This is a genomic window from Brevibacterium aurantiacum, from assembly GCF_003932995.1.
Taxonomy (GTDB): Bacteria; Actinomycetota; Actinomycetes; order Actinomycetales; family Brevibacteriaceae; genus Brevibacterium; species Brevibacterium aurantiacum.
In genome coordinates, this window is sequence record NZ_CP025333.1 from 2,217,225 (window position 1) to 2,229,217 (window position 11,993).

8 protein-coding genes and 1 tRNA gene are annotated in these 11,993 nt (G+C 62.8%); 3 read left to right on the plus strand and 6 right to left on the minus strand.

Features of this window, described 5'->3' with window-relative positions:
- Window positions 1–20: 20 nt before the first annotated feature.
- Both CXR25_RS10345 and rpsA read right to left on the minus strand, forming a co-directional pair.
- Entirely contained in the window at window positions 21–1,841 is a 1,821-nt protein-coding gene (locus tag CXR25_RS10345; RefSeq protein WP_096160751.1) for a hypothetical protein, read from the minus strand.
- A 46-nt stretch (window positions 1,842–1,887) separates the two neighbouring features.
- Complete coding sequence (gene rpsA / locus CXR25_RS10350; RefSeq protein ID WP_069600240.1) at window positions 1,888–3,375, minus strand: 30S ribosomal protein S1; 1,488 nt, start codon at window positions 3,373–3,375, stop codon at window positions 1,888–1,890.
- 204 nt (window positions 3,376–3,579) lie between these two features.
- On the opposite strand from rpsA, the gene CXR25_RS10355 reads away from it, so the two are divergent.
- Entirely contained in the window at window positions 3,580–4,419 is an 840-nt protein-coding gene (locus tag CXR25_RS10355; RefSeq protein WP_009881388.1) for a class I SAM-dependent methyltransferase, read from the plus strand.
- 8 nt (window positions 4,420–4,427) lie between these two features.
- Here the strand turns inward: CXR25_RS10355 and polA are convergent, their stop codons facing one another.
- A complete protein-coding gene (polA, locus tag CXR25_RS10360; protein WP_125240542.1) occupies window positions 4,428–7,094 on the minus strand; it encodes a DNA polymerase I in 2,667 nt (888 codons plus the stop codon).
- Between the two features lie 41 nt (window positions 7,095–7,135).
- Between polA and CXR25_RS10365 the strand changes: the two genes are divergently transcribed.
- Window positions 7,136–7,594 (plus strand): PaaI family thioesterase, encoded by a 459-nt coding sequence (locus tag CXR25_RS10365; RefSeq protein ID WP_009881391.1) that lies wholly within the window; start codon window positions 7,136–7,138, stop codon window positions 7,592–7,594.
- Window positions 7,595–7,699: 105 nt separating this feature from the next.
- Here the strand turns inward: CXR25_RS10365 and CXR25_RS10370 are convergent, their stop codons facing one another.
- Window positions 7,700–8,320: an ANTAR domain-containing response regulator gene (locus CXR25_RS10370; RefSeq protein ID WP_050773324.1), complete on the minus strand. Its 621-nt coding sequence runs from the start codon at window positions 8,318–8,320 to the stop codon at window positions 7,700–7,702.
- A gap of 197 nt (window positions 8,321–8,517) precedes the next feature.
- Between CXR25_RS10370 and CXR25_RS10375 the strand changes: the two genes are divergently transcribed.
- Window positions 8,518–8,599: transfer RNA gene (locus CXR25_RS10375), tRNA-Leu, on the plus strand.
- A 141-nt stretch (window positions 8,600–8,740) separates the two neighbouring features.
- Here CXR25_RS10375 and CXR25_RS10380 read toward each other — a convergent pair.
- Together CXR25_RS10380 and pyk are read right to left on the minus strand one after the other, a co-directional pair.
- Window positions 8,741–10,153 carry a dicarboxylate/amino acid:cation symporter gene (locus tag CXR25_RS10380; protein WP_035277952.1) on the minus strand — a complete coding sequence of 471 codons (1,413 nt, stop codon included), beginning with the start codon at window positions 10,151–10,153 and terminating at the stop codon, window positions 8,741–8,743.
- A 192-nt stretch (window positions 10,154–10,345) separates the two neighbouring features.
- The gene (pyk, locus tag CXR25_RS10385; RefSeq protein WP_009881394.1) at window positions 10,346–11,893 is read right to left on the minus strand and encodes a pyruvate kinase; all 1,548 of its coding nucleotides are present in this window, start codon (window positions 11,891–11,893) and stop codon (window positions 10,346–10,348) included.
- Window positions 11,894–11,993 lie beyond the last annotated feature (100 nt).

The window sequence follows — 11,993 nt, forward strand, 5'->3', positions numbered from 1 at the left end:
CCTAGCGATATGACCCGGCGCTAGCGATTCAGCGGGTAGACGAGAACACCCTCGTCATCGAACATCGGCTCGCCGAGGCTCGAGTTGAGGAAGTCTTCGTAGTCACCGGGTTCGCCGGGCAGCAGTGGGGCATCAGGGGCGAGTATCACATAGTCGACTCCCGAGGCGCGCAGCTCGTCGACGGCGGCACGGACTTCGGCGCTGTCGGGGTCGGGGAAGGGTGCGCCGGCGAAGACCGTGTCGTAGAGGACCTCGTCGAGAGCGTCTTCGGGGGCCGCATAGGTGACGTCCGACTCCGGGCTCGAGCCGATGAAGTACCCGCCGGTCTCCCGGTAGTGAAAGCCGCTCACGGCCTGCCACACCATGGCCTCATCGGCATGCGGTTCGGCCCAGGCCAGGGGGCGCGGCACGGTCTTGACCACGGCCCCGGCGGGGACCACCTCGGTGATGGACTCGGTGTAGAAGTCCGGCACGTAGACCTCTCGCGAGGTCTGCACCCCGGGGGCCACGACCACCGCGGAGATGACGAGCAGTCCCAGCAGCGCCTGGGCTCGGCGCCTTCGGATATTCTCCAGGGCCCATTGCAGCCCGCAGCCGAGGATCGCGAACAGGGCGATCGTCGAATGCAGGACCAGGCGCATGGGCAGAATGTTGTTGAGCACAGGGATCGCTTCGATCAGCGCGAAGGGACCGACCCCGGATACGACCGTCCCGTTGAGGAGGACGGGTGAGCCCAGTGAAAGGACGAAGACCAGGAACCCCGTCGCCGAGGCGATGGCCAGGATCGTCGTGTACCTTCGACGCTGGATCAGGCAGATGACGATGATGACGGCGGCGATGAGCGCGGGAATGCCGACATAGGCTCCGAGCTCGGCGGAATCGATGTCCATGACGCGCGGGATCGGCGATGATCCGGACCCGAGCAGCGTCGGGCCTGCGGGGATGATGGGGTCGAGCAGGTCGGTGTTCCACACCCCATGGGGTCTGATTGCGCCTGTGGGGGCGTTCGGGCCGCGCATGGTCAGCAGCAGGGGAATCGCGAGCAGCAGTGCAAGGGCAGAGCCGATCACACCACCAAGCCCTAACCGCAGCCAACCGGCCAGGGTCCACGCTCTTCGGCCGAAGACGGCGATGGAGATGAGCAGACACAGTGCCGCGATGAAGGTTCCGGCGAGCACCTCGGTGGAGACGTAGAACTGGAAGCCGAGGACGGCGCCGAGTCCGAGGCTCAGCGCCCAGAACTCACGGCTGGCGAAGCCCGTCTGCGGAGCCCGCAGGACCAGTTTGATGATGATCAGCGCCACCAGTGGCGGGGCGACGGCGAAGGCGAGGTTGGGATGGCCGGAGGCCTGTGCGATGACGTAGCTGGAGAAGCCGACACCGCCGGCCGCGACGAAGGCGGGGACGTGGGTGAGGAACCGTGAGAACAGCGCCGCGGTCGCCAGACTCACGAGGACAGGGATGGAGATGATGAGCAGGTTGTAGCTGACGACGGGTCCCGCTGCCCAGGTGATGGGCGCTAAGATCAGCCCCAGTCCGGCCAGGGAGGTGTTCCAAGCGCCGTTGACTCCCCCGTGGAGAGTGTTCATCGCCTCCGTGTAGAGGTAGCCGTCCGCGGTTCCGCCCTGAGCTGCGTCGTTTCCCAAGCCGAGCTGTGAGCCGAGCAGCTCGGCCGCATGTCCGAGCCACCAGATGAACAGCGATGAGTCGTCATTGCTTGCGACGACCTGTCCACCGGGATCGGCAGCGACCTGCCCGAACACACAGATGCTGACAACGGTCAGCAGAAGCGCGTACCACAGCCAGGGACGAGCCCGCTGTCGCAGAGTGGGAGCAAACACAAAGGGCTCCCGATCAATCGACCGGGAGCCCTTGTGAGTGCTGTTATCAGCTGCCTGCAAGCTTCTCACGCAGAGCTGCGAGAGCTTCGTCGCTGGCCAGTGTTCCTTCGTCGCCTGCCTCTTCCGAGGAGAACGATCCGGTGGCTGGAGCAGCTTCGGCAGGAGCGCTGCCTGCTTCTTCGGAGCCGGCTTCGGCATCCGCAGCGATCGCCTTGGCGACCTGCTTCTTGTGCTCTTCCCAGCGTTCCTGAGCGGCAGCGTACTGCTGCTCCCAGACCTCGCGCTGTGAATCGAAGCCTTCCATCCACTCGTTGGTCTCGGGATCGAAGCCTTCTGGGTACTTGTAGTTGCCGTCTTCGTCGTATTCCTGCGGCATGCCGTAGAGGGCAGGGTCGAGGAATTCGTCGGCCTCTGGGTCGACGCCTTCGTTCGCCTGCTTCAGCGACAGCGAGATGCGGCGACGTTCGAGGTCGATGTCGATGACCTTGACGTAGATGGTCTCGTCAACGGAGACGACCTGTTCTGGCAGGTCCACGTGGCGAACTGCGAGTTCGGAGATGTGGACGAGGCCTTCGATGCCGTCTTCGACGCGCACGAACGCACCGAACGGAACCAGCTTAGTGACCTTGCCGGGAACGATCTGGCCGATGACGTGGGTGCGAGCGAAGTGCTGCCATGGGTCTTCCTGAGTCGCCTTGAGCGACAGGGAGACGCGTTCGCGATCCATGTCGACGTCGAGCACCTCAACGGTGACCTCGTCACCAACGGTGACGACCTCGCCTGGGTGATCGATGTGCTTCCAAGACAGTTCAGACACGTGTACGAGTCCATCGACACCACCGAGGTCGACGAATGCACCGAAGTTGACGATCGAGGAAACGACGCCGGGACGGACCTGGCCCTTCTGCAGGGTCTGCAGGAAGTCGTGGCGGACAGCGGACTGGGTCTGCTCGAGCCATGCGCGACGGGACAGAACGACGTTGTTGCGGTTCTTGTCCAGTTCGATGATCTTGGCTTCGACCTGCTGGCCGATGTAAGGAGCAAGGTCGCGGACGCGACGCATCTCGACGAGGGAAGCGGGCAGGAAGCCGCGCAGTCCGATGTCGACGATCAGGCCGCCCTTGACAACCTCGATGACCGTACCGGTGACAACACCGTCGTCTTCCTTGATCTTTTCGATGTCGCCCCAGGCACGCTCGTACTGAGCGCGCTTCTTGGACAACATGAGTCGGCCTTCTTTGTCTTCCTTCTGAAGAACGAGGGCTTCGATTTCGTCCCCGACCTCGACGACTTCGCCGGGATCGACATCATGCTTGATGGAGAGTTCTCGCGAAAGGACGACGCCTTCCGTCTTGTATCCGATGTCGACGAGCACTTCGTCGCGATCGACCTTGACGACGGTGCCCTCAACGATGTCGCCATCGTTGAAGTACTTGATCGTTTCGTCGACTGCGGCGAGAAAGTCCTCAGCGGTTCCGATGTCGTTGACAGCGACCTGCTTCGGCTGCACCGATTCCGGCGTGGTGGTGGTCATATAGGTTGGGACTCCGATGGAATTATGGTCCAGATCCGATACTCTGAGGCGATGCTGTGAAACAGCCCGAGAACTGGATCCGGTCTCGATTACGATTTTGGACATGTATGCATACGCGCATACGGTTGTCAATACTAGCATCATCCATGGCGTGAATGCACGCCGAAGTCGGAAAAGAAACATGGCGATCGCCACGGAGGAATGATGAGCGACGGAAGTTATCAAGCCGAGGTCATCAGCGGTGGCTATCTGCCCATCGATGAAGAGGCCTCAGTACGCGCCAACAGAGGGTATTGGGACAATTCCGCCGAGGAGTACCTCGCCGAACACGGCAGTTTCCTGGGCGCCTCGGAGTTCATGTGGTGTCCCGAGGGAATTCACGAATCCGATGTGAATCTGCTCGGCGATGTGCGCCGACGCCAGATCCTCGAGGTCGGCTGCGGTGCCGGTCAGTGCTCGCGCTGGTTGGCCGAAGAAGGTGCCATCGCCACGGGCGTAGACGTCTCCGCCGGCATGCTCGAGCAGGCTTCTCGCCTGCAGCGAGAGCATCCCCTCAGCGAGGACGCCACTCCCCCGACGTTCCTCCACGCTGATGCCCGAGAACTGCCGTTCGCTTCGAACAGCTTCGATGTCGCGTTCTCCTCCTACGGTGCCCTTCCCTTCGTCAAGGACGCCGAGGTGGTTCTGTCCGAGGTCGCACGTGTGGTCCGCCCCGGTGGACGGTGGGCGTTCTCAACGACCCATCCGATGCGGTGGATGTTCCCCGATGTGCCCGGTGAAGCGGGCCTGACGGTCGAATACTCCTACTTCGACCGCACCCCCTACGTCGAGATCTCCTCCGATGGACAGCCCGTCTACGCCGAGCACCATCGCACGATGGGAGATTGGGTGAATCTGCTGGTCACGGCCGGCTTCACGATCGATTCGGTGACCGAGCCGGAATGGCCGGAGTCCAATCAGACGGCCTGGGGCGGCTGGTCTCCGCTGCGCGGCTCCCTCATGCCCGGCACCGTCATCTTCTCCACCACGCTCAACAAGGACTGACTCCGGGCTCAGTGCGCTGCGTCGTGCCAGGAGGTTCCGGTGCCGACGTTGACGTCGAGCGGCACGTCGAGTTCGAAGGCTGAGCCCATCTCCTCGGTGACGATCTGCGTGACAGAGTCGATCTCCTCGGGGTGGACGTCGACGATGATCTCGTCATGGACCTGCAACAGGACCGTTGACTTGTGATCACCGAGGCGGTCGCTGACCTTGAGCATGGCGATCTTCATGATGTCCGCGGCAGATCCCTGGATCGGGGCGTTGAGCGCAGCGCGTTCGGCCATGTCCCGCAGCTGTCGCCGGTCGCTGTGCAGTGCCGGCAGGTAGCGCCTGCGACCCATGATGGTCTCGGTGTAGCCGTTGGCGCGTGCCTGTTCGACGATCTCGTCGAGGTAGTCCTTGACTGCTCCGAAGCGTTCGAAGTACTGCTCCATGAGATTCTTCGCCTCGTCGACGCCGATGGCCAGCTGGCGGGAGAGACCATAGGCGGAGAGTCCGTAGACCAGACCGTAGGACATGGCCTTGACCTTCGAACGCATCGCCGAGTCGACCTCGTCGATGCCGACGCCGAAGACCTTAGACCCGACGTAGGAGTGCAGGTCCTCGCCGTCCTTGAATGCCTGGATCAGTGCGGCGTCGCCAGAGAGGTGGGCCATGATGCGCATTTCGATCTGCGAGTAGTCAGCCGTGAGCAGTCGAGCGTCGTCGACGTGTGGGTCGGCGATGAAGATCTCGCGGATCCGTCGCCCCGATTCGGTGCGCACCGGAATGTTCTGCAGGTTCGGGTCGAGTGAGGACAGCCGCCCTGTCGCAGCGACGGTCTGCTGGTAGGTGGTGCGGATGCGTCCGTCCTCGGCCACGGTTTTGAGAAGTCCGACGACGGTCTGCTTGAGCTTCGTGGAGTCACGGTAGGCCAGCAGGTGCTGCAGGAACGGGTGCTCGGTCTTGATGAACAGCTCCGCCAACGCCTCGGCGTCGGTGGTGTACCCGGTCTTCGTGCGCTTGGTCTTGGGCATGTCGAGCTCGTCGAAGAGCACGGTCTGCAGCTGCTTCGGCGACCCGAGGTTGACCTCATGGCCGATCGCCTCATAGGCGAGTTCTGCGCTCGCGTTGGCCTGCTTCGTGAATTCGTCGATGAGTCCGGACAGTCCTGCCTCGTCGACGGCGATGCCGGCCAGTTCCATTCTGGCCAGCACAGGCACCAACGGCAGTTCGATATCGCGATAGACCTGGCTCATATTGGCTTCGTCGATCTTCGCCGCCAGAATGTCATGGACCTCGAGCAGCGCGGCCGCCCTGTGCCCGTGGGTCTGAGCGGTTTGATCGGATTCGAGGTCAAGTGCCAGCTGCCCGCTGTCGGACTCGGCATCGCTGAGTTCTATCCCGGCGCGTTCGAGTGCGATCTGCTGCAGTTCGTAGCTGCGCTGATCGGGCACCAGCAGGTAGGCAGCCAGGGCCGTGTCACCGGCAACGTCGTCGACGTCCAGGCCCAGTGAACGCCAGGCCTTGATCTGTGTCTTCGAACTGTGCAGGATGAGGGTCTTCGACCGCAGCGCCGAGCTCAGTTTCGAGACATCGGCTTCCCCCGCCTCGGCGAGGTCGACGACCCAGGCCTCGTCGGGCGCACCGGACACGGCAAGTATCCGCACGTCACCGTGTCCGAGTTCGTACCGCGCATCGGAATCGAGGGCGAGCACATCGGAGTCCGCCATCTTCTCCAGAAGTGCGGGCACGTCGAGGGTCTCAACGGAGACCTCGCGGGCGGGACCCGAAGCCTCCTCTGGGACGGCCTCTTCGCCGAAGATCGCACTCAGTCGTTTGCCGAGGGCCTGGAATTCGAGTTGGTCGAACAGGCTCGAGAGCTCGCTCGGGTCGCCCTCTCCCCATTTGAGATCGGCATAGGTCAGGCCCAGGTCGACATCGTCGAGGAGGCGGTTGAGTCGGAAATTGCGTTCGACCTCAGAAATGTGGTCGCGCAGCTTCTCCCCGACCTTGCCTTTGATCGCGTCCGCGTTCTCCAGCACACCCGGCAGATCACCGTAGGCGGCCAACCACTTCGCTGCGGTCTTGTCACCGACCCCGGGGACGCCGGGAAGATTGTCGGCCTTCTCCCCCACCAGGGCCGCGAGCCCACGGTAGTTCACGGGCGTGACCGCGTATTTCTCTTCGATCGCTGCCGGGGTCATGCGATTGAGGTCGCTGACTCCGCGTTTGGGGTAGAGGATCGTCACGGAGTCGTTGGAGAGCTGGAAGGAGTCCTTGTCCCCGCTCATCACCTCGACCTGCGCACCGGCTTCGGTGCCCATACGCGCCATGGTCGCCAGCGCATCGTCTGCTTCGAAGCCCTCTTTGGTCACCACTGTGATGCCCATGGCCACCACGATGTCCTTGATCAGATCGATCTGCGGGTGGAACTCCGGCGGCGTTTTGGCTCGTCCTGCCTTGTATTCGGGGTACTCCTCGAGGCGGAAGGTCTGTCGCCCCAGGTCGAAGGCCACGGCCACGTGGCTGGGTGACTCGTCCCTGAGGACATTGATGAGCATCGAGATGAAGCCGTAGATGGCGTTCGTCGACTGGCCGGTGCTGGTGGAGAAGTTCTCCACCGGAAGGGCGTGGAATGCCCGGTAGGCCAGAGAGTGTCCATCGATGAGCAGGAGGGATTCGTTTACTTGAGTCACATGACATAGCCTATCGTTCAAAACTGACATGAAGGAGAACGATGTTCATTCCGACCGCATCGCTGAGCGCTCACACCACTGAAGATCAGTGTCGGGAGATGCTCGGCCAGCTCAACAGTCCAGAAGCGGTCGGTGCCCTCGCCGCGAAGATGGGCATCGAGTTCACAGAACTCAGCCATGACCATGTCACGGGAGCGGTGCCGGTGACGGACAACACTCAGCCGATGGGCCTCTTCCACGGCGGCGGTCATGTCGTGCTGGCCGAGTCCCTGGCCTCGATGCACTCGTTCCTCATCTCCGGTGGCAAGAACGTGGTCGGAGTCGACCTCAACGCCACGCATCTGCGCGCGGCTCGAGACGGTACGGTGACCGGCCGCGCCGAGGTGCTCCACCAGGGACGTACGATCGTGTCCCATGAGGTGAAGATGACCGATGCCGCCGGCCGGCTTCTCTCGATCGTGCGGATCACGAACATGATCCTCAAGACCGAACCCAAGTGAGCAGCGGCCGGTGACCGGCCGACAGGCTGTCACCGCTGAATGAAGGAGGCCGGCGAATCCTCATCGGATTCGCCGGCCTCAGTATGTGTTCGGGTGGGGTGTGAGCTACTTGCTGGAGCCGATCTGCTTGAGAACGGTATCGGCAACCTCACGCATGGTCAGGCGGCGGTCCATCGAGGTCTTCTGGATCCACCGGAAGGCCTCGGGCTCGTTGAGACCCATCGAGGTCTGGAGCAGGCTCTTGGCGCGTTCGACGACCTTGCGGGTCTCGAAGCGTTCGGTCAGGTCGGAGATCTCACTCTCCAGGGAGCTGATCTCCGCGTGACGCGACAGGGCGATCTCGAGGGCTGGGATGAGGTCCGCGGCCGTGAAGGGCTTGACCACGTAGGCCATTGCTCCGGCATCGCGAGCTCGCTCGACGAGCTCCTTCTGCGAGAAGGCGGTGAGCAGGACCACCGGGGCGATGCGCGCCTTGGCGATCCTCTCCGCTGCGGAGATTCCGTCGAGGATGGGCATCTTGATGTCCATCACGACGAGATCTGGGCGCAGCTCTTCGGCCAGGCGGATAGCGGATTCGCCGTCTGCGGCTTCGCCGACGACGTCGTATCCGACCTCGCGCAGCATCTCGACGATATCGAGACGAATCACGGCCTCGTCTTCCGCCACTACGACGCGGCGAACCGGCACGGACTCATCTGAAGTTGGTTGTTCGCTGTTTGAAAGCACGGCACCAGTCTAAACCAGGCCTCATCCGTGCACCGACATCGGTACCCAAGTTTCTTCTGTGATGGTAGCCACCCGTGTGATCGTCGCCACCGAACAGGAACTGGAAACGGCGGCAGCACCGAGCCTCGGCACCGATTGTGCAATCACATAAAAGCTGTCGTAAACTCGTCCCTGTCGCGGATTCCATCCGCGGCCCAGCCGGATTGGCGGAATCGGTAGACGCGGTGCACTCAAAATGCATTGTCGAGAGACGTGTGGGTTCGAGTCCCACATCCGGTACAAATAGCTCCAAGTCTCAGTTTGTTCTGAGATTCAGTGCGCAGATGAATCAGCGCTCAGATGCACAAGACCCCCGAACTCAGGTTCGGGGGTCTTGTGCATCAGTGCTCGGCGCTCAGGGCCAGCAGGCGTCGAAGCCGCTCAGGCTCGAGTCCCGCCCGACGGCTGTTCGAGTTCAGCCTCGTCGGAACCTTCGGCGCTGCTGCCGGCAAGAACGCTCTCGTCCGCATCCTCATCGACTGGCACATAGCCGTCGATGCGATCGGAATCATAGCGCACCTCATCGAGGATGCCGTGGCGCTTCGCGACGATCGCCGGGATGAGTGCCTGTCCGGAGACGTTGAGAGCCGTGCGCCCCATGTCGACGATCGGTTCGATCGCCAGCAGCAGTCCCACACCTTCGAGCGGCAGACCGAGCGTGGACAGCGTCAGAGTCAGCATGACCGTGGCACCGGTCGTTCCTGCCGTTGCCGCCGAACCGATGACCGAGACGAAGACGATGAGGAAGTACTGGACGATCGTGAGATCGATTCCGAAGAACTGAGCCACGAACACGGCGGCGATCGCGGGGTAGATCGCAGCACAGCCGTCCATCTTCGTGGTCGCACCGAAGGGCACCGCGAAGGCCGCGTAGCTCTGGGGAACACCGAAGTTGTCGGTGGCGACCTTCTGGGTCACCGGCATAGTGCCGATCGATGACCGGGAGACGAAGCCCATCTGCGCGGCCGGCCACACACCAGAGAAGTACTGGCGAACGGAGAGACCGTTGAGCTTGGCCAGAGTCGGGTAGACGACGAAGAATACGATCGCCAGCCCCACGTAGACCGCGACGACGAACCACAGCAGGGAACCCATGGTCGACCAGCCGTAGGAGTTCACGGCATTGCCGATGAGGCCAAGGGTGCCGATCGGTGCGATGCGCACGATCCACCACACAACCTTCTGCACGACGGCCAGTGCCGCCTCGGTGAACTGGAGGAAGGGTTCAGCGGCCTTGCCGACCTTGACCGCGGCGATGCCGATCGCGCCGGAGACGATGATGAGCTGAAGGATGTTGAAGTCGACCTCGGAGACCAATCCGCCGGCCTCATCGGCGGAGGTGCCGACCTCGAGCCCGAGGAAGTTGACGGGTACGAGTCCGGTGAGGAATCCGATCCAGCTGCCTTCCGAATCGGGGGCCGAACCGCTCAACGATGTGGCGTCAGCGTGCATGCCCGGCTGAATCACGACGCCGAGGATGAGTCCGATGAGAACGGCGATGAGCGCCGTGAATGCGAACCACAGGAGCGTGGAGACGGCGAGTCTGGCCGCGTTGGTGACCTTGCGCAGATTGCCGATGCTGGCAATGATCGCGGTGATCACGAGCGGCACGACAGCTGCCTTGAGGAGGGTCACATAGGAGGATCCGATGGTGTCCAGGGTCGTTCCGAGCCAGTTATCCTGGTCTTCGCTGACCGGCCCCCAGGAGCGGGCAATCAGTCCGAGGATCACGCCCGCAATCAGGGCTATGGTGACCTGCACCCCGAATGATCGGCTCCATTTGGACAATCTCATGCCATTCCTCTTCTTCGTCTGTTGGTTTCCGGGCAAGGCTCATCTCACGAGCCGTTCACCCACAGCACAACTGTTGAGCAATCTCGGAAATTCCGCAAGTTCGAGTGAAGTGCATCTCACTGGCTCTTCGCCTGCCTGGGCACATGACAACGGCGGCCACCCCGACTCGGGGTGGCCGCCGTTGTCGACGCCTCAGTGCCTGGGTGTGCCGCTCTCTTTGACGATCGGCACCTCACGAGTGATCGGCGACTCGGACACGATGCCGTATCCGGCCAACGGATCCTCCTCGTTGTCCGAGGAGTCTTCGTACGCCGCGGCAACGCCCTTGGCCGCATCACCCATCGTGTGGATGCGCAGAGCGTTGGTCGAGCCGGGAATTCCGGGAGGGGACCCGGCAACGAGGATGCTCTGATCTCCCTCGCGGGCCGTTCCGTCGGCCAACAGTACAGCATCGACCTGTCGTGCCATCTGATCTGTATGGCGCACGGTCTTCACCAGGTAGGGCCGCACACCCCATGTCAGAGCCAACTGGTGGCGCACCTGCGGATCCGGAGTGAAGCCGAGGATCGGCCATCCGGGACGCAGCCGCGACATCCTCCGGACGGAGTCGCCTGTCTGTGAGAAGGTGCAGAGCAGATCGATGCCCAGCTGTTCGGCGATCTGCACCGCTGCGGCCGTCACTGCGCCGCCCTTGGTGTGAGGAACGGTGCCGAGCGACGGGATCCGCTCCATACCGTGCTCTTCGGTGGACTCGATGATCCGGCTCATGGTCCGGATCGCGTCGATCCAATGGCTTCCCACCGAGGTCTCGCCGGAGAGCATGAGCGCATCTGCACCGTCGAGGACGGCGTTCGCGCAGTCACTGGCCTCAGCGCGGGTGGGACGTGCCGCATCGATCATCGTCTCGAGCATCTGCGTCGCGACGATGACAGGCTTGGCCTGCTGACGGGCGATCTCGACCGCACGCTTCTGCACGATCGGGACCTGCTCGAGCGGAAGTTCGACGCCGAGGTCGCCGCGAGCGACCATGATGCCGTCGAAGGCATCGATGACCTCATCGAGCTGCTCGACAGCCTGCGGCTTCTCGAGCTTGGCGATGACTGGGGCCGTGATGCCGACCTCGTCCATGACGGCACGGACGTCGTCCATGTCGGCGGGACTGCGGACGAAGGACAGTGCGACCCAGTCGAAGCCGAGCTGGAGGCCCCACTTGAGGTCATCGACGTCCTTCTCGGACAGCGCCGGCACGGAGACCGGGACGCCCGGCAGATTGATTCCCTTGTGGTTGGAGATCGTACCGCCGATCTCGACCTCTGTGACGACGTCGGTCTCAGTCACCTCGGTGGCCCGCAGGCGCAGACGACCGTCGTCGATGAGCAGCGGATCTCCGACGGAGACATCCCCGGGCAGCGTCGACAGAGTCGTGCTCACCACCTCGGCGGTGCCGTCGACATCGCGGTTGGTGATGGTGAACGTTGCGCCCTCGACGAGCTCTTCCTTGCCGTTGGCGAAATTGCCCACCCTGATCTTGGGGCCCTGGAGGTCGAGCAGCACGGCTACTGCGCGTCCGGTATCGAGTGCGGCCTGGCGGACCCAGGCGAACTTCTCTTCGTGCTCTTCGCGGTTGCCATGGCTGAGATTGAACCTGGCTACATCGACGCCCTCGTCTACGAGTGCGCGGATCTCTTCATAGGAATTCTGATTCGGACCTAATGTTGCGACTATCTTTGCACGCCTCATGTACACCACCCTACCTGCATCGTGACGGGCGGTTCGACCCGCCCGTCACGTCTGCTCGTCGTTGAAAGATCACGCACCACAATGTGCGGTCTTCTCATTT